This window comes from Tahibacter sp. (assembly GCF_032229445.1).
GTDB lineage: Bacteria > Pseudomonadota > Gammaproteobacteria > Xanthomonadales > Rhodanobacteraceae > Tahibacter.
Genome location: NZ_JAVTWC010000081.1, coordinates 1 through 16,978 on the forward strand (window position 1 = coordinate 1; position 16,978 = coordinate 16,978).

The 16,978-nt window shown below is 65.8% G+C and carries 16 protein-coding genes; 5 read left to right on the forward strand and 11 right to left on the reverse strand.

Features of this window, described 5'->3' with window-relative positions:
* Positions 1 to 78: 78 nt before the first annotated feature.
* From RUU78_RS14260 to RUU78_RS14280, 5 genes are all read right to left on the reverse strand, one after another.
* Positions 79 to 918 carry a metallophosphoesterase gene (locus tag RUU78_RS14260; protein ID WP_313917703.1) on the reverse strand — a complete coding sequence of 280 codons (840 nt, stop codon included), beginning with the start codon at positions 916 to 918 and terminating at the stop codon, positions 79 to 81.
* Between the two features lie 8 nt (positions 919 to 926).
* A complete protein-coding gene (locus tag RUU78_RS14265) occupies positions 927 to 1,859 on the reverse strand; it encodes a diacylglycerol kinase family protein (protein ID WP_313917705.1) in 933 nt (310 codons plus the stop codon).
* Between the two features lie 315 nt (positions 1,860 to 2,174).
* Positions 2,175 to 4,061: a choice-of-anchor Q domain-containing protein gene (locus RUU78_RS14270; protein WP_313917707.1), complete on the reverse strand. Its 1,887-nt coding sequence runs from the start codon at positions 4,059 to 4,061 to the stop codon at positions 2,175 to 2,177.
* Positions 4,062 to 4,179: 118 nt separating this feature from the next.
* Complete coding sequence (locus RUU78_RS14275) at positions 4,180 to 4,326, reverse strand: hypothetical protein (protein ID WP_313917709.1); 147 nt, start codon at positions 4,324 to 4,326, stop codon at positions 4,180 to 4,182.
* Positions 4,327 to 4,401: 75 nt separating this feature from the next.
* Positions 4,402 to 5,358, reverse strand: a complete 957-nt coding sequence (locus RUU78_RS14280) for a LysR substrate-binding domain-containing protein (RefSeq protein WP_313917711.1) — start codon at positions 5,356 to 5,358, stop codon at positions 4,402 to 4,404.
* A gap of 109 nt (positions 5,359 to 5,467) precedes the next feature.
* Here RUU78_RS14280 and RUU78_RS14285 point away from each other — a divergent pair, with 109 nt between their 5' ends.
* The 3 genes from RUU78_RS14285 to RUU78_RS14295 all read left to right on the forward strand — a co-directional run bounded on the left by RUU78_RS14285 (position 5,468) and on the right by RUU78_RS14295 (position 7,761).
* Positions 5,468 to 6,073 carry an NAD(P)H-dependent oxidoreductase gene (locus tag RUU78_RS14285; RefSeq protein ID WP_313917713.1) on the forward strand — a complete coding sequence of 202 codons (606 nt, stop codon included), beginning with the start codon at positions 5,468 to 5,470 and terminating at the stop codon, positions 6,071 to 6,073.
* A 364-nt stretch (positions 6,074 to 6,437) separates the two neighbouring features.
* The gene (locus tag RUU78_RS14290) at positions 6,438 to 7,199 is read left to right on the forward strand and encodes a cytochrome b/b6 domain-containing protein (protein ID WP_313917715.1); all 762 of its coding nucleotides are present in this window, start codon (positions 6,438 to 6,440) and stop codon (positions 7,197 to 7,199) included.
* Positions 7,174 to 7,761 carry a hypothetical protein gene (locus tag RUU78_RS14295; protein WP_313917717.1) on the forward strand — a complete coding sequence of 196 codons (588 nt, stop codon included), beginning with the start codon at positions 7,174 to 7,176 and terminating at the stop codon, positions 7,759 to 7,761. Before RUU78_RS14290 ends, RUU78_RS14295 begins: the two co-directional genes overlap by 26 nt.
* A 100-nt stretch (positions 7,762 to 7,861) precedes the next feature.
* On the opposite strand, the gene RUU78_RS14300 is transcribed toward RUU78_RS14295, so the two are convergent.
* Complete coding sequence (locus tag RUU78_RS14300; RefSeq protein WP_313917718.1) at positions 7,862 to 8,959, reverse strand: mechanosensitive ion channel family protein; 1,098 nt, start codon at positions 8,957 to 8,959, stop codon at positions 7,862 to 7,864.
* A gap of 998 nt (positions 8,960 to 9,957) precedes the next feature.
* Between RUU78_RS14300 and RUU78_RS14305 the strand changes: the two genes are divergently transcribed.
* Complete coding sequence (locus tag RUU78_RS14305) at positions 9,958 to 10,311, forward strand: DUF1428 domain-containing protein (protein ID WP_313917719.1); 354 nt, start codon at positions 9,958 to 9,960, stop codon at positions 10,309 to 10,311.
* A gap of 209 nt (positions 10,312 to 10,520) precedes the next feature.
* Positions 10,521 to 11,510 (forward strand): hypothetical protein, encoded by a 990-nt coding sequence (locus tag RUU78_RS14310; RefSeq protein WP_313917721.1) that lies wholly within the window; start codon positions 10,521 to 10,523, stop codon positions 11,508 to 11,510.
* A gap of 110 nt (positions 11,511 to 11,620) precedes the next feature.
* Here RUU78_RS14310 and RUU78_RS14315 read toward each other — a convergent pair whose 3' ends face one another.
* From RUU78_RS14315 to RUU78_RS14335, 5 genes are all read right to left on the reverse strand, one after another.
* A complete protein-coding gene (locus RUU78_RS14315; protein ID WP_313917722.1) occupies positions 11,621 to 12,364 on the reverse strand; it encodes an ABC transporter ATP-binding protein in 744 nt (247 codons plus the stop codon).
* On the reverse strand, positions 12,357 to 13,583 hold the full coding sequence (locus RUU78_RS14320) for an ABC transporter permease (protein ID WP_313917724.1): 1,227 nt from the start codon (positions 13,581 to 13,583) through the stop codon (positions 12,357 to 12,359). The genes RUU78_RS14315 and RUU78_RS14320 overlap by 8 nt, the downstream gene beginning before the upstream one ends.
* Entirely contained in the window at positions 13,580 to 14,938 is a 1,359-nt protein-coding gene (locus RUU78_RS14325; RefSeq protein ID WP_313917726.1) for an efflux RND transporter periplasmic adaptor subunit, read from the reverse strand. The genes RUU78_RS14320 and RUU78_RS14325 overlap by 4 nt, the downstream gene beginning before the upstream one ends.
* 295 nt (positions 14,939 to 15,233) lie before the next feature.
* Positions 15,234 to 15,929, reverse strand: coding sequence for a VIT family protein (locus RUU78_RS14330; protein ID WP_313917760.1), 696 nt, complete (start codon positions 15,927 to 15,929; stop codon positions 15,234 to 15,236).
* Positions 15,930 to 16,244: 315 nt separating this feature from the next.
* A complete protein-coding gene (locus tag RUU78_RS14335) occupies positions 16,245 to 16,829 on the reverse strand; it encodes a hypothetical protein (protein WP_313917728.1) in 585 nt (194 codons plus the stop codon).
* Positions 16,830 to 16,978: the final 149 nt, after the last annotated feature.

Sequence of the window (16,978 nt, forward strand, 5' to 3'; positions counted from 1 at the left end):
CCTGGGACAGCAGGGAAATCAATACGTTTCATCAATTACGAAGCACTACACTAGCTTAGGGAAGCGTTTTTGAGGAGATTAACCTGGTCCCGTTCTTGTCGCCGCCTGGTGGTGTGGCGCGTGCTCGTCGAGTCGCGCTGGCGTGACCTTCGCTATCTGAAACCGTGCCAGCCGCTCATCGTAGTCCCAGCGCTCCACCTGGCAGGCGCGTGGTCGGGCAGCGGCGTCGTAACGGATCAGATTGACGGAATTCGGGGCGCCGCGACGTATGCGCGTGGATACGGCGGTGCCCGCCTGGACGGCCCAGGCATTCCTGCTCGATCCGGCGCGGCATTCGCGCAGGGCTTGCACATAGGGCAGGTGGATATGGCCCCCGAGGATCAGATCCATGCCGGCATCAGTCCACTGCGACAGCGCAGCATCGGCGTTATGCAGACGGTTTTCTTCGTCCTCCGGCAAGATCACCCATGCTGGCTGGTGCGTGACCACGACACGAAGCTGATCCGGTCGTGCCTGTCGCAGCCTTGCGGCAACGCGTGCGATCTGTTCCGTATCGACGACACCGTCCTTATGCCGAGAGGGGCGCGTCGTGTTGACCCCGATCAACAGCAGGGAGTCGACATCCAATACCGGCTCCAGTTCTGCACCGAAGGCGGCGCGATAGTTGCCGTACGGGTAAAACAGTCGTGCCACGAGATTGAACAGCGGAATATCATGATTACCGGGCAGAACCAGAACCGGCCGCGGCCGCCAGGTTTCGACGAACGCGCGGGCTGCGTCGAACTGGTCGCGGCGCGCGCGCTGGGTGATGTCGCCGGAGAGCGCTACGGCATCGGGCCGGCATTCCGCAACGAGGGCATGGACGGCGGCAACGCAGGCGGGACGTTCCGTACCGAAATGCAGGTCCGACACGTGCATCAACAGACTCACGGTGCAGATTCCTGGTGTGGAACCAGCAGGCACAACCGTTGTGGTGCGATGCGAAATTCCAACGGCAGCCGTAACTGCGTAATCTCACCATCCATTGCGACCTTGACGCGGCGCCCGCGCGGCAGGCGCAGGGACACGGTCATGCGCTGGAACGGAAACGTCACGACGTTCTCTGCTTCACCGAGGCGTCCGACGGCACCGCGTATCAGCAAACCGAACATTGCCATACGGCTCATTGGCCGCAACGCGATCGCGGCGAGCTGTCCCTGGCGCACGGCTTCCGCCTCGGCAATCCCCACCTGATCCAACTGCAGCGGATTGTTGCCGATGAACAAGGTCGGTGTGCGCAACACCTGCGTCTGGCCGTCATGTTCGATCTGGACGACCCAGCGGCGATGATCACGCAGCAATGCCATGGCGCTTGACCACAGCGCCACGAAACGATTGCGGCCGAACTGCTGCTTGTACGCCTCGCGCTCCTCGAGCACTTTCGGATAGAGACCGAAGCTGGCGTTGACCAGGAAAACGCGATCGTTGACCAGCCCGACCTGGGTCGGTTGGGGCGCTGCCTCGAGCAGAGCCCGCGTGGCCGCCTCGGCATCGGCGGGAATGCCGTGGGCGCGGCCGAAATAGTTGAAGGTGCCCTGCGGCACGACACCGAAACGCAGACCGCTCGGCAACACCTGCTGTGCTACTGCATTCAGCGTACCGTCGCCGCCTGCAGCGACGACAATTCCGCCGGACGATTGCGCCTGCGCCACGGCGGCCGCAGCGATTCGCGGCAGGTCGCCGGGCTTTTCGACGCGAAATACCTGATGCGGGCGGCCTGCTTCCGAAAGCACGCGGCGGATGTCGGCCTCAGCCTGGTTCTTGTCGCCGTGACCGGAACCTGCGTTGAGCACCACGAACACTGTTCCTGATTCCGACATTCCCTGGTTCCTCGGTATCACTGCGTCACCACCATAGACAACGACTCAAAGGATCACTACTGCGCTCCAGCAGACTGCGCGGCCAGGTCCTGCGGCTGTTGCGGACATCCGCGCCGTTCGAGAAAGGCGGGCGCGGCGGTCAGTATGCTGTGAATGCGCGACAGCGGGCGCGTGGAATATCGGGGTCAGGTTGATGTTTTACTCGCTCCATGCGTGTCTGAAGTTAACCCGACCTTTTTTTGCTGACCTTCAGGTCGGCGAGGACTCCACCACGCCTCGATGCCGCCGATTCTGATGGGGTTGCAGACGGCTTGGCTATCGATCCAAGCCGTCGATAAATATGGTGTCCCCGTCGTATTCCACCGCGCCAATATCGCACCGGCGGCCCCATGGTCTCGGAAATCCTCGTTGATCTGCACTGACAAGCTCGCCTGAGAACGTCGCGCAGCTGACGACGTCGATCAAACGACTTCCTGGCATGGGAATCGCTGTCGGCGTGGGACCTCCATGATCCCCGACTGGCGATAGCCTTGCCTCGTTCCGCGAAACGAGCCGGTCTTCGCTCAAACTCGTCGAGCAGGAGCCTGCCTCTGAGTACGCGTTGGCGCCATCGGAAAATAGCTGGGGTGACGTGACGGTCGGCCAGCGTCTCGAAAGGTCGCAATCTGACACCGTGGTACCACGGCCGTTGGTGCTTCCGGCGAATAGATTCTTGCTCAGGAAAGCGGTCGTTGCGGTTGCTTGCGTTCGCAGTTCTATCGCTCCCGATGCGCTAGAGCCGAACATGCCTCCAAATCCGAATTTCGATACATTATCGATAAATGTTGAAAAAGAAATGTGCGCAACGCTGTCGTAGATGTATACGGCACCGCCACGTCCATCTCCTCCTTGTCCCCCGTAAGCCGAACCACCTTCAGCCTGATTGCCGGCGAATGTGGAATTTTCTATGACCAACGATCCGAGGCTGAAAATTGCTCCACCCATTCCAGCGCCGCCCCCTCCACTTGCCGAGGCGGGCCCGTAGATCCATCCACCCTGTCCTCCGCCAAATCCACCCCATCCCGGGGCGCCACCGGCGGCCGCTCCACCGCCGCCAAATCCGCCACCCCCTCCGACACCGGAGTCGCTGGCGCCCCCTGCGCCGCCACCTCCACCAAAGCCACCGCCGGCACCGCATGCTGTGGGGGCATCGATGCCTGAATCGCCTCCACCTCCGCCGATGCCACCGCCACCGCCTCCCGCCAAAGTCCAGAGACCAGCAGCGCCGCCCCCACCGCCAAACTGTCCACCGAATTCACCCGGCCCTCCAGTCCAGAGGCTGTGGCCGCCGCTTCCGCCATCGTTGCCCTCGAGATTGACCCCGCCTGCGCAGTTTCCGCCACTAAATCCAGTGCCTCCTCCGATGTAGTAGTACCCAGCGCTGGCCGCGAACCCAGCACCGCCCCCGCCAATAGACTGTCTGTCTGTCTGATAGCCCGGAATCCCTGACGCGCCACCGTACCATCCGTTGAAAGGCCCCCATCCGCCAAACCCGCCCGCTCGGAAGGTGTCAGCATCAGCGCCCATTCCTCCGCCGCTCCGGATCACGGGATTGCCATGTGCACCAAGACTGGAACCGCCTTGGGCGTGATTCCCAATCACAGCAACGCCATCCAAAGATAATTTGCCAAAGTTAAACATGGCGCCGCCCATCCCAGCTCCACCACCGCCCGAGGCGCTGTCGCCCCCCTTGGCAAGCCCATTGCGCAGAGTGAGGTTGCGCAGGGTGAGGGTGCCGTCTCGCAGGGCGGCCGTTCGAGATTGCTGCGCAATCATGAAAAAGCGAAACGGCGCAGTATCATCCAATGCTGATCGAATCACTGTGGTTCCGTTGCCCTCAATGACGATGTCGGAAGCAATCGGTGGCAATCCATTTGGCCCAAACCACCAGTTGTCTACCTGATTCAACACAATGGTTTCGCGTTCGGGCAAGCGAATGACATTCTTTCCACCTATTCGATTTGCCAGGCATAACGCGTCTCGCAAGGTCAGCGAAACTGATTCGAGAGCGATCGTCGGGCGATTTGAAATGAGTCCAGGAATACAGTCGATCTGCTGGTAGCGAGTCGTACCTGCGACATCGGTCACGAGCAAAGTGCTAGCGCCTGCAATTGGCGCAATGAGCAAAATCGATAAGATGGGGGCGCCATGTATACGTTTCATATTCTGCTGCTTTAATGCTCAGTCGACAGTGTGGGATCACGCTGGTGCTATTCGATCAATCAGACATCGGTAAATAGCATCAAGGAGCGCTAGCAGGCTTTTTGAGAAACCTATCCGCTCATGCAGAATCTAGCTCCATCAGGTCTGGGATCAGTTGCATTCCGAACTGTGGCGCATGGGCTAGTTGGCGCACAACGCGTTCGCTATAGCGTTCCTCGAAATAGTCCTGGCCGCGGTCGGTGTATTCCTCGCCCTTCGTCAGCATCGTAGATCAGTCGGGACAGTTTGTTCGCAGCGGCTAGTCAACGAGGCTGAGATACGCCCGCGCGCACGCTGTGCCTCACAACGCCTCAACCGGACACCCCACCTCAGCCCTTCTGGCACGCACCAACGGCGGCAAACACTCCACCAGGAAATCCGCAACCGCCCGCACCGCCGGCAATCGTCCGCGGCGAGACAGATAGACCAGATGCAGCACCGACTCGCCCGCGTGCCAGTCAGGCAGCACGTGTTCGAGTTTGCCGGCGAGGATATGCGGGCCGCAGACGGATTCGGCCAGCGTGCAGATGCCCTGGCCGGCCAGCGTGGCCTGCAGCAGCACGTTGAATTCGCCGCACAGCAGTCGCGGCTCGACGTCGACCTTTACGCTGTCGGTGCCGCCGGCAACGGATGCGCGCCGGACATAGGTCCAGCTCTGGGTGGTGTCCATTTCGAAATGGCTCAGCATGTCGTGCGCGGCCAGGTCCTGCGGCTGTTGCGGACGCCCGCGGCGTTCGAGGTAGGCGGGTGAGGCGGTCAGGATGCTGTGCATGCGCGACAGCGGGCGCGTGACGAGTTCGGGGTCCATGTCGGGTACGCGGCGCACGCGCAGGGCGATGTCGATGTTTTCGTTGAGCAGGTCGAAGCGGCGGTTGGAGACGAGCAGTTGCACGCGTACGCGCGGGTAGTCGGCGAGGAAGCGTGGCAGGCAGGTGGCGACGAAGTTCTGTGCGATCTCCACCGGTGCGCTCAGTCGCACGATGCCGCGCGGTTCGGCGCGCTGGGTGGCGACGGTGTCTTCGGCGGCGCGGGCTTCGGAGAGCATGGCCTGGCAGTGGGCGAGGAACTGGCGGCCGATTTCGGTGATGGCGAACTGGCGCGTGGAGCGCTGCACCAGTACGACGCCGAGGTCGTCCTCGAGCTGGGCGACGCGCCGGCTCAGGCGCGATTTGGGGATGCCGAGCGCGCGTCCGGCGGCGGCGAAACCGCGGTGTTCGGCCACGGCGGCGAAAAAGGCGAGGTCGTTGAGGTCGCGCATGATCGTTCTGCTGGTAGGACGATGCGTCCGATTCTAGGTGACTACCGGGTCATTGGCATCACCCATAACCTCTTTCGCACGGCATTTGCCGCTTTCGAAGGAGACACCCATGAAACTGCTGCAGCTCGATTCCAGCCCGCTCGCTACCCATTCGGTCACGCGGGAACTGGCTGCTGCGGTCGTGACGCAGTACCGCCGCGATGTGCCGGGCGTCGAGGTGACCTACCGCGACCTGGCCGCCGATGCGCTGCCGCACTGGACGCCGCTGCCGCGCGAGGCGGTCGATGCGCTGGCGCCGGAGATCCGCGCCGAGGTCGAGCGCAACGAAGCGGTGATGCAGGAATTCCTCGCGGCCGACGTGATCGTGATCGGCGCGCCGATGTATAACTTCGGGATTCCCAGCCAGCTCAAAGCCTGGGTCGATCGCATCGCGGTGGCCGGGCGCACGTTCCGCTATACGGCGCAGGGGCCGGAAGGCCTTGCCGGTGGCAAGCGCGTGGTGGTGCTGTCGGGGCGCGGCGGCTTTTATGCGGATACGCCGCTGCAGGGTGCGGATTTCCAGGAAGCGTATCTGCGCCAGGTGTTCGCGTTTCTCGGCGTGAGCGACATCGAATTCATTCGCGCCGAAGGCATCGGCATGGGCGCGGAGCAGCGTGCGGCTTCGCTGGCTGCGGCGCATGCGCGGATCGAGGGCGTGTTGGCCAAGGCGGCCTGAGCTGGACGGGGTTCGCCCGTGTGCCAGTGTCGGGCCGTACGTGGTCGCGTTCGCCGGCGAGGATGCGTGGGTCGCCGACGAAACGGGCAGGGCGTAGATGCCCTGGCCGGCCGGCGTTGCCTGCAGCAGTACATTGAATTCGCCGCAGAGCAGACGGGTTCGGCACTGACGTTGACGCTGTCGGTGCCGGCAGGGTTGTGGCAGGCGGGCTCGCGAAAGCGTGTGCCGGGGCACCGGCCGACCGCAGGGCGGCATACGTCCCGTGCGCGATCGAAGCATTCACGCGTGGGATGCGGCATCCGCCCGATGCCCGGCGCGTAGCGGCGGCGCAGTCTGGAGGCCCCTCGCTGGTGGAATTGCCTTCATGACTACGGCTCGCGTCTATGACCTGCCGACCCGGGTGTTTCACGGGTGTTTCGCCGCGCTTTTCGTTACCGCCTATGCCATCGCGAATCTCGTGGACGACGAATCGTCCCGCTTCGCCTGGCACATGCTCGCGGGCATGACGATGGGCGTGGCCGTGCTGCTCCGCCTGGTCTGGGGGCTGGTAGGCACGCGCCATGCGCGCCTGTCCGATCTGGCGCTTGCTCCGCGTGCGCTGGCGGGTTACCTGAAGGCTGTGGTCGCGGGCGGCGGCCGCCGGTGGGCGGGCCACAATCCCGCATCGAGCTGGGCCGCGCTGTCGATGATGCTGCTGACGCTAGGGCTCGGCGCGAGCGGCCTGGCCATGGCCAGCGGCGTGGCGCCCGAGTGGCTGGAAGAGGTCCATGAGCTGATGGCCAATCTGTTCCTGGCCCTGGTGCTGCTGCATCTGGCGGGGCTCGCCGTGCACGTGCTGCGCTATCGCGACGCGTTGCCGCTGAGCATGCTGCACGGTCGCAAGCGCGATCTGCCGGCGGGCACGCCGGCGGTGCCGGCCCGGGGCGCCGCCGCCGTGCTGATGGTCGCCGTGCTCGCGGGTACGGGCGGGCTGCTGCTGCGCCAGTACGATGCGGTCAGCGGCACACTCGACCTGTTCGGCACGCGCCTGGTGTTGCGCGAGGGCGGACAGGAGCACCGGGGCGGTGCCAATGCGGACAAGGCAGCGGGTGGACACGAGGATGACGATGAGCGCGAGTCGCACTGACACCGAAGAGGCCACGGGTCCGCCGGCCCGCGTGGTGAGCGCGCGCGAGCGCGGCGTCGTGGTTACGGTGCTGTTGCTGATCGCCGTGTTGATCACGTTCGATGTCGCCACCGACCTGCACCAGGGCGCGTCGCTGTGGCACGTCATCGTCGAAACCGTCGCCGGCGCCGCTGCGGCGGCCGGCGCGATCTACCTGCTGCACGGAACCGTGCGCCTGCGACGGCGGCTCGCCCGGCAGGCGAGGGATCTGTCGGCCTACCGCGTCCAGGCGGACGCCTGGCAGGCGCAGGCACGCAAGCAGGTGGAAGGGCTGGCGCGCTCGATCGACCGGCAGCTCGACCACTGGAAGCTGTCGGCCGCCGAGAAGGAAATCGCCTTCCTGTTGTTGAAGGGATTGAGCCTCAAGGCCATCGCCGACTTGCGCGGCACGGGCGAAAAGACCGTGCGCGCGCAGTCGGCGGCCATCTATGCCAAGGCCGGCCTCGCCGGGCGCTCGGAGCTGTCGGCGTTTTTCCTGGAGGATTTGCTGGTGCCGCCGGTGGCGGCAACGCGGGCGGGCTGAGGCCCTTGTCTATGCAGCGGCCGGCCGATGCGGCTGGCGCTGTCTGCGGCACGCGGCGATGACGATGGACGCCATTCCCGTCGTTGGGTCTGCACGGACGTCACGACGGTGCATCGGCGTTGCCGGCGTCCGCAACGGGGCGTTGCCGTTCGAGCAGCAGTCGTTGCGTGGGGTACGCGAACTGGATTCCACGCGCGTCGAACTCGCGGTGCATCTCGAGCAGGATCTTCTGCTGGATGTCCATGTGGCGATTGAAGTCGGCCGACAGCACGTAGTAGACGGTCTCGAACTGCAGCGCGAAATCGCCATGCGCGGAAAAATGGCTGCGGTCGAAACGCACGTCCTCCTGGCGTTCGACGATGGCGCGGATCGCCTGTGGAATGTGCTCTATGTCCGCCGCCGGGGTTTCATAGGTGACGCCGGTCGCGAGTACCACGCGGCGCTGCTGCATCCGCCCGTAGTTGCGTAGGCGCGAGGACAGCAGGTCGGAGTTCGACAGGATGATCTGTTCGCCGCTGAGGCTGCGCAGCCGCGTGCTCTTGATGCCGATGTCTTCGACGGTGCCGAGGAAATCGCCGATGCTGAGAAAGTCGCCGACGACATAGGGGCGGTCCAGCGCGATCGACAACGAGGCAAACAGATCACCGAGTACGTTCTGCACAGCGAGCGCCACGGCGATACCGCCGATGCCCAGGCCCGCCACGAGCGCGGTGACGTCGATGCCGAGGTTGTCCAGCGTCATCAGGGCCACCAGCACCCAGATGACGGCGCTCACGACGACGCCGACGATGCCCAGCGAACCGAGCGACGCGCGATCCGTCGCAATGCTCGTGCGTCGCTTGTGCTGAAACCAGGCCGATGTCGCCGTCGTGGCCCACAGGCCCACCTGCCAGAACAAGGCGATCATCACGATGGAGCCGGCCAGGGCTGCCGTGCGCGTGCCGTGCGCGAGCAACTGCAGGCCGGCGAACAGCCCGAGTGACAGCAGGAATACGAGCGTGGTCCGGCTCAGCGCCAGCACCGGCAGCTCCAGCCACTCGAGGTGTTCGGTGGCCTGCAGGCGCAGCTTGTACCGCCGCATGGTCTGGCGCAGCGCCAGCCCCAGCACGATGGTGCCTGCCGCGAGCACGGCGGCCGCCAGCCAGGCTGTCGGCGGGTTGGTGAACAGCGGCAGTTGGGTCACTGCTTGCGTCGGCATCGTCGGTTTCTCCGTCGTCGTGCGGCGACGGCTACAGCTGCAGCGTGGTCACCGGTGAGGGTTGCTGCGAGTGCCCTGTCCCGCACATACCGTTGAAGGATTCCGGCGCCCTGACCCGGAATTTCTGCAGCGTATTCACGGGACAGGACACTAGTCCTGCGCGCGGCAGCGGCAGGACGCGTAAAGGGCTGGTGTGCCGATGCGCGATGAGCGGCGCGGTGTGGGCCGAGCGTGTCGGACCTGGGAACGGCGCGTGTCGTGGACGGTGTGCCGTGCGTGGCGCGAGTGCTGCGCGCGGCTTCAGGGCCGCTGTCCGGATCCACGGCAGGGAATCGAGGCAGCGGCAAGGCGAGCGGTGTCGCTTCGCGAGGCGGGCGCGGAAACACACGGGAGCGGCGGCTGCGCGAACGCGGGTCTGTCACCGCGTGAAGCGCGTGACGGATGGCACGGACATCGGCCGTAGCTTCACTGCACCACACCATCTGCCGCTACCAGCGACCCGGGAAGATCGAAATGACCGGACGCGCAAAGACGGCCGCGCGCCGGATGTCGCTGCTGAACTCACTCGACACGATGATTCCTGATGCAGAAGCGTTGCGGCGCCCGATGACTCCGGCGATCCGTTGGTAAATGGACGAACACGCATCTTGCCAATCGCAGGGTTATCAGGGCGTCAAACGCGGGGTCGGCAGCGCGTCAAACGCAGGGAATTGCCGTGGTTCCGCCGCGGGTGTACGAGATCGCGCGCGGTGAACGGCTCGCTGTTCCGAATCGAACGACCCTTGCAATGCCGAGACGCAGCATCGTGCGTCGTCGTGCCGGCGACTGCTTATGCGCCTTGGCAAAGCACCTGGGCAAAGCGATAAGCGGAGTGTTTTGGCGCCATTGCGCACAATGCCGCATTGCGACAGTGCGCGCGTGTGGCTTGCATGACGCGGCCAGGAGGGCTATCTACGTCAGGCGCAATGACGCGTGCTGTGAATGCCCTGGAGTTCCGCATGAACTATGTCGATGGATTCGTATTGGCTGTACCGGTCGCCAAGCTCGCCGAGTACAAGAAGATGGCGCGCAAGGCCGGCAAGATCTGGATGGAGCATGGTGCGCTCGCGTACCACGAGTGCGTGGCCGATGACGTCAAGCCCGGCAAGAGCACTTCGTTCCCGCAGGCGGTGAAGCTCAAGGAAGGCGAGGTCGTGGTGTTTTCGTGGGCGGTATACAAGTCGCGCCGCGAGCGCGATCGCGTCATGAAGGCCATCATGGCCGACCCGCGCCTGCAGATGGACCCGAAGAGCATGCCGTTCGACGGCAAGCGCATGTTCTGGGGTGGCTTCAAGGAAATGGTCGTCTATTGATCGTCCCGGCGGCCGCGCGCGTTTCGGCGCGTGGCCGTCCGTCGCTTTTTAGGATCGTCCGGGCGGCGCGCGCGATCCGGCGCGTGGCCGTCCGTCGGTTTTACTGCGCCGTTCGCGCGCGCGGGCCGGCTTCACCGGTGCTATCCCGTGAGACATGCGTGGGCCGGCGTGCGTATGTGCTGGGTACCTGCTGCAACCGGTAACCCGCCATGAAACGCTTTTGCCTGCTTGCCCTGCTGTTACTCCCTGCACTCACACAGGCCGAACACGGCCTGTTCGTCGCCGACTTCGAGCCGGCGCAGACCACGCGCATCGACTGGCTCAGCGACGAATTCGACGAGGCCGACAGCCTGCGCCACTGGACGCGCCACTGGCAGGCCGAAGGCTGGCCGACGGATCAACTGCAATACCTCGCGATCGAACCGCAGACCGGCAGCGGCGTGATGGTCATGCGGCCGCATAGCTCGGGCTGGTGGCAGGACTATCGCGGCGAGCTGACGTTCCAGAACGTGCCCGGCGATTTCGTCGCCACGGTGCAGGTGCGGCCGCGCAACCTCGCCGGCACCGGCGCGCCGGGCAGCACGAGCGGCGGCGGCATCGACAGTGAATATTCCCTCGGCGGCATCATGGCGCGCGCGGCGCGGCCGGATGTCGAGGCCGACAACGCCAACTGGCAGCGCGGCGGCGAGCGCTATGTATTCCTGTCCATGGGCGCGGCCGACGTGCCGGGCAGCTATCAGTTCGAGGACAAGACCACGCGCGCGGCGCTGCCGGGCGAGCCGAACAGCTATTCGGTGCGCCTGATCACCGATGCCCAGGCCAGCCGCGCGAACCTGCGCCTTGCGCGCATCGGCGAACACGTGATCGCGCTGGTGCAGCCGGTCGAACCGCCCGGCGCCTGGCGCGTGCTGCGGCGCTTCCGCCGTGCCGATTTCCCTGAGACGCTGCAGCTGGGCCTGGTCGCGTATACCGACTACGCGATCGTCGCGACCTGTTCCTACGAAGAGCACAACACGCGCGTGCTGCTGAGCGCGTGCAACAACCCGAACGTGCCGGCCGATCCGGATCTTCTGCTACAGGTGGATTTTTTCCGTCTGCGGCGTCCGGCGGTGCCCGGTCCGCTGGCCGGCGCGGATTTGTCGAACCCGGACGCGGTCAGCGACGCGCAGTTGCTGTCGTTCCTTGGCTTCGATGTCTGAGCCGCGCGCGGCGCGCCGGTGATGTGGACTATGCCGCGGTGCGGCGCGTCACGGCCAGCGCGACGGGGGATACTGGGTGAAACGCACGATGGCCGGGGCCGATGCCGTGCTCAATCCCCCGCCTCATGGCGCACTACCTGGAGGTTGGGCTGGTCGGAAACGATGCGCCCGTCGACGAGTTCGATGATGCGGTCGCAGCGTTGGGCGAGGCGCGTGTCGTGGGTGACGATCAGGAACGACGTACCCAGGTGCGAGTTCACTTCGCGCAACAGGTCGAATACGCCATCGGCGGATCGGGTGTCGAGGTTGCCGGTCGGTTCGTCGGCCAGGATCATCGGTGGTTTCATGGCGAGCGCCCGTGCGATCGCGACGCGTTGCTGCTGGCCGCCGGACAGTTCGGTGGCCTTGTGGTCCTTCCAGCGCTCCAGGCCGACGCGACCCAGCAGTTCCAGCGCCGTCGTGCGCATCGCCTCGCTGGGCCAGCCGTGGGTCGCGAGCAGCGGCATCATCACGTTTTCGAGCGCGGTGAATTCCTCCAGCAGATAGCTGTGCTGGAACACGAATCCGATCGAGCGGCCGCGCAGGCGCGTAAGGCTCGTGTCATCGAGCGCGCCGGTCTCCTCGCCGTCGATGAAGAGCTGGCCGCTGCTGGCCCGGTCGAGCAGGCCGATCAGATTCAGCAAGGTGCTCTTGCCCGAACCGGAAGGCCCGATCAATGCGGCGAACTCGCCTTTGCGCAGGACCAGGTCGATGCCGCGCAGGACTTCCTGTTCGACGCGGGTGCCCGTGCCGTACGACTTGTGGACGTTTACCAGTTGCAGCACCGGTTGCGCTGCGGATGCGATGTCAGCCACGGATCGCTACCGCCGGGTCGAGCCGCGCGGCGCGGCGTGCCGGTGCCGCGGCGGACAGCACGCCGATCAGGGTGGCGCCGATGGTGGCAATGACGAACAGCCTCGGCTCGGCCGTGATCGCAAACATCTGCGTGCCATCCGGGTTCTTCGCCACGCCGCGCCAGAAGCTCAGGAACACGGCGCCCAGCGCCGAGCCGAACAGCGAACCGATCATGCCCATGACGCCGCCCTGGATCAGGAACACGCGCAGGATCTGCTGTTGGGTGGTGCCCATCGCGCGCAGGATGCCGATCTCCTTGGACTTCTGCACGACCGAGACGACCAGGACACTGGCGATGCCCAGCGCCGCGGTCAGCCCGACGAAAAAGCGGATGAAGGTGTTCGACATCGTCTGCGCCGACATGGCCGTGAAGAACTGGGCATTCGTCGTGATCCAGCTGTCGACCTGCACGTTCGTCTGGGCGGCGATCTGCTGGGCGGTGGTCTCGGCGAGAAACGGATCGCGCACGTTGAGTTCGATGCTCGATACGCCGCCGGCCAGGTCCAGCATGCTCTGCGCGACGCGCAGCGCCACGTAGACGTTGCGTCCGTTGATGCCCTTGTTGCCGAAATCAAAGATGCCGCTGACGATCAAGGTCTGCATGGCACCACTGGCGGGGCTGAGGCTGAGCTTGTCGCCGACCTTGACGCCGAGGTCGTTCGCGAGCTCGGTGCCGATAATGATCTCGGCGTTGCTCACGCTCAGGTGGCCGGCAACGATCTTGTCGCGCAACGCAATGATGCGCAGGTAGGAGTCGGGCTCGATCCCGGTGATGTTGACGGCCTTGCTCGCATCGCCGCGCGCGGCGAATCCTGGCCCTGATACGACCGGCGTCACCGCGACGACCTCGGGCATCCGTCGGATCAGGTCACGAACCTTTTGCCACTGATCCACCGAACGCAGGCGCTGCGAACGCGGCTGCAGGATGGCGGCCTCGGCGACGGGTCCACCGCCGCGCAACGGACGCGCGACGTCTTCCGGCGGGATGATGACGATCTGCGCCTGGTAGTCGAGCGTGCGCCGGAACAGGTTGGATTGGAGTCCGGTCAGCAGCGCCGACATGAAAACGATCACCGAGACTCCGAGCGCGACGCCGGAGATGATCAGCAGGGTCTGCATCAGGCCGTTGCGCATGAAGCGCGTGGCGGCTATCCACTCGAACGGCAGGTAGCGGTTCACGGCTTCGGCCGTGCGTCGTCCGTCGTGCGCACGCGCTGGCCGATCCTGATCGCCGTGGCGCCGGTCGGGATCAGGCGATCGCCGGCGGCGACGCCGTCGAGCACTTCGACCTGGCCGGTGCCGGTCAATCCCATTGTCACGGCTTGTTTCCGCGCATGCCCGTCGCGGAGGACCATGACCCAGGGCTGGCCCTTGTCGAGGTCGCGCACGGTTGCCGCCGGCACGATGAGGGTCGCGTCGCGGCGCGCGACTTCGATGTCGATCGAGACGGTCATGTCCTGCTTGAGGTAGGCGGGTGGCTCGGCCACGTCGAGTTTCACCTCGACCGCGCCGCGCAGCGGATCGATGCCGGGATTGATGTACGACACGATCGCCGTGAAGCGCTGCTCCGCATACGCGTCGGCCGAACCGACCGCGGCCTCGCCCACGGACAGGTGAGAGAGATTCTTCTCGTCGATCTGGACCACGACCTGGGTGAGCCCGGTGGGCGCGAGCACCATCAGCTCCTTTCCCAGCGTAGCGACATCGCCGCGTTCGATGTTCCGCGCAATCAGGATGCCGTCGGTGGGCGCGACGATGCGGGTCGCCTCGAGCTTCGCCTGCGCCGCCTGGCGAGCGGCCTCCGCCTGTTGCAGCGCCGCTTGCGCCAGCACGTACGCGCTGCCGCCGCTGCGGCTCGCGCGAACCTGGATCTGCGCCGCCTGAACCTGGCTTTGCGCCACGTCGAGATTGCGTTGCGCATCGTCAAGCTGCGACTTCGAGAACGCGCCGCGCGTGGTCATTTCCTGGACGCGTGAGAATTGCTGCTGGGCCTGGGCAAGGTTCGCCCGGGCCTGCCGCAGGCTCTGTTCCGCGGTGGGCAGCGAGACGTCCTGGGTCTGGCGCAGCGTGGCAGTGGCCTGGGCGATGCCCGCTTGCGCCTGCGCCAGCGCGGCGCGTTCGTCGTTGTCGTCGAGCTGAATCAGCAACTGGCCGCGCGTCACGCGCTGGCCTTCCTCGACCGGGATCGCCACGACCCGTCCCGTGAACTCGGTGCTGATGGCGACGCGCTGTGGTGTGGCCACCCGGCCACTGGCGACGATGGTCTGGACCAGGTCACCGCGCACGACCGTAACGGTGGACACGGGCGTTCCGAGCAGAAGGTTGCGCGTCGAATACAGCAATGCGGCGATGGCGAGCGCGACAACGACGAGCCACTTGATCGATCGCCCGAGATTCGGCCAGTGCGCTCGTGGTGGTGACTTGCCGGGGTTCGGTGGCGGGGATGCGGCAGTTCCGTCGGCGGCGGGACCGGGACCCGGCGCCGGACTGGCCCTCGCATCCGGGTTCTCCTGCAGCATCAAGCGAGCGTTCATTGGCGTTCCGTCAGCAAAGCCGGCTCGCCGCGCCCAGTGCCTCCGCGAAAACGAGGTGGGCGTGGACCGGCGCGTCGACAGGAATCCGGGTCCCTTGCACAGCGGCCTCGGGGCATTCGGTGAATACGGGTCGAGTATCGCTGCGTGGAATCGCGAGCCCTTGACCTCGATCAAGTGCGTGGACGGCGCGCGAGATCACAGGCCGACACGCGTCCGGCTCACGCGCCATCGGCGTCGGTGCCCAGTCAGCCGGGTCGATCGACACCGCTGCATCGTGCTGTGCGGGGCGCTCCGGTTATCCGCCGGTACCGAACAGCGCGCCGGCGCCTGCCGTCAATGCCATGGCCAGGCCGCCCCAGAAGGTCATGCGCAGCGTGCCCCGGCCCATCGGCGCTCCACCCACCCGCGCGGCGACGGCACCCAGGATCGCCAGACACACGAGCGAGATCGCAGCAACAACACGGATCAGCAGCGCAGGCGGCGAGAAGGCGACGACCAGCAGGGGCAACACCGCTCCGAGCGCAAAACTCAACGCCGAAGCGATCGCCGCCTGGATCGGCTTCGCCGTGAAATTCTCGGAGATGCCCAGTTCGTCGCGCGCGTGGGCATCCAGGGCGTCATGGGCCATGAGCTGCACGGCGACTTTCTTTGCCAGTTCGGGTTCGAGACCACGGGCCACGTAGATCGAAGCCAGTTCCTTGTGCTCACCCACGTCGTCGGTCTCGAGTTCGCGTCGTTCGCGGTCGAGCTCGGCTTTCTCCGAGTCTGCCTGCGAGGCGACCGAGACGTACTCGCCCGCGGCCATCGACAGGGAGCCGGCGACGAGGCCGGCAACGCCTGCGATCAGCACACTGCCATGGCTGGCATTCGCGGCCGCCACACCGACGATCAGGCTGGCGGTCGATACCAGGCCATCGTTGGCACCGAGCACGCCCGCGCGCAGCCAGCCCATTCGCGAGATGCGGTGCCGTTCCTGATGGCTTCGATACATGTTCAAGACCTCTGTTGGTGAATTGCGCCATGCACCGTCGGGCTCATGGGCGGGAAGGCTCGCGGCTACTCCGGGCGACGCCACCCTGGTGAGGCGCATTCCCGTGCGAGGTCGCACGCGCGCAGTGGCGCAGGATCCCGCGAAGGAACCGCTGCGGTCCAGTGTCGCAGGATCGGGTACCGGAATCGGGGTTCACCCTGAGCGTGCGCCATCACCGGATACGCTGCGATGTCTCGAGTCGTCGGGCGCGCGGCGTCGCGCCGCCGGCGCAGGAGGGCCGGTCGTCGGGTTGCGCCACCAGCATCGTGCGGCGCGTCAGCAGGTCACTTCGCCTTCCATGACGATGCAGCCGCTCTTGCCATCGCTGAAATAGCCCTTGCCGAGCCAGCTGCGCGAATGGCGGCAGGACGCGTCGTTGCAGCCCGACGCGGCGCTGCCACGCGGGCCGTGTCCGTTCGCGCTGGCCAGTGCGTGCAGGTTGCCGAGCATGCCGCCGCCTTCGACGCCGAAGTTGCCGGCCGCGTCGACCCAGTAGCGCCCGGGCAGTACCTGGCCGACGAGCTGGCGCAGGCTGGCGATGTCCTGCGGATGGATTTCGCGGCCGTTGATGAACACACCGCCGTAGCGGCCGTCGCCGCCGCCCGACGCATCGGCGCGCAGCGCGCCACCGAGGTTCAGTCCGGCCGGCAGGAAGCCGGCCGTTGCGCCGCCGAGCGGACCGAACGCGCCGGTGCGCGCGTCGTACCACCACTGGCCGTGCTGCGCGGGAATACCGGCCTGCTGCAGCGCCTGTACGGTCTGCGGCGGCAGGGCGATGCCGTTGACGACGACGTCGGCGCGGGCGTGGGTCGTTGCGGCAGCGAGCAGCAGCAACAGCACGAACAGCAGGCGAGTTTTCATGAAGGGCTCCGGATGTGAGGCACAAAAGCAGGGAGGCACGAGTGAAAAATGAGTTCAGTTGTTGGTCGCCACGAGCGTTCGCAAAATGCCTCGCGCAAAGTGATAGGCCGAGCGCTTTAGCCCTCCCCTTCAAGGGGAGGGCTCCTCAG

Coding starts and splice junctions, on each gene's coding strand:
- RUU78_RS14280 (WP_313917711.1), bottom strand. CDS start 5,358: ATGCGCGACCTCAACGACCTCGCCTTTTTCGCCGCCGTGGCCGAACAC.
- RUU78_RS14305 (WP_313917719.1), top strand. CDS start 9,958: ATGAACTATGTCGATGGATTCGTATTGGCTGTACCGGTCGCCAAGCTC.
- RUU78_RS14290 (WP_313917715.1), top strand. CDS start 6,438: ATGACTACGGCTCGCGTCTATGACCTGCCGACCCGGGTGTTTCACGGG.
- RUU78_RS14270 (WP_313917707.1), bottom strand. CDS start 4,061: ATGAAACGTATACATGGCGCCCCCATCTTATCGATTTTGCTCATTGCG.
- RUU78_RS14275 (WP_313917709.1), bottom strand. CDS start 4,326: ATGCTGACGAAGGGCGAGGAATACACCGACCGCGGCCAGGACTATTTC.
- RUU78_RS14285 (WP_313917713.1), top strand. CDS start 5,468: ATGAAACTGCTGCAGCTCGATTCCAGCCCGCTCGCTACCCATTCGGTC.
- RUU78_RS14310 (WP_313917721.1), top strand. CDS start 10,521: ATGAAACGCTTTTGCCTGCTTGCCCTGCTGTTACTCCCTGCACTCACA.
- RUU78_RS14265 (WP_313917705.1), bottom strand. CDS start 1,859: ATGTCGGAATCAGGAACAGTGTTCGTGGTGCTCAACGCAGGTTCCGGT.
- RUU78_RS14295 (WP_313917717.1), top strand. CDS start 7,174: ATGACGATGAGCGCGAGTCGCACTGACACCGAAGAGGCCACGGGTCCG.
- RUU78_RS14330 (WP_313917760.1), bottom strand. CDS start 15,929: ATGTATCGAAGCCATCAGGAACGGCACCGCATCTCGCGAATGGGCTGG.
- RUU78_RS14300 (WP_313917718.1), bottom strand. CDS start 8,959: ATGCCGACGCAAGCAGTGACCCAACTGCCGCTGTTCACCAACCCGCCG.
- RUU78_RS14260 (WP_313917703.1), bottom strand. CDS start 918: ATGCACGTGTCGGACCTGCATTTCGGTACGGAACGTCCCGCCTGCGTT.
- RUU78_RS14325 (WP_313917726.1), bottom strand. CDS start 14,938: ATGAACGCTCGCTTGATGCTGCAGGAGAACCCGGATGCGAGGGCCAGT.
- RUU78_RS14335 (WP_313917728.1), bottom strand. CDS start 16,829: ATGAAAACTCGCCTGCTGTTCGTGCTGTTGCTGCTGCTCGCTGCCGCA.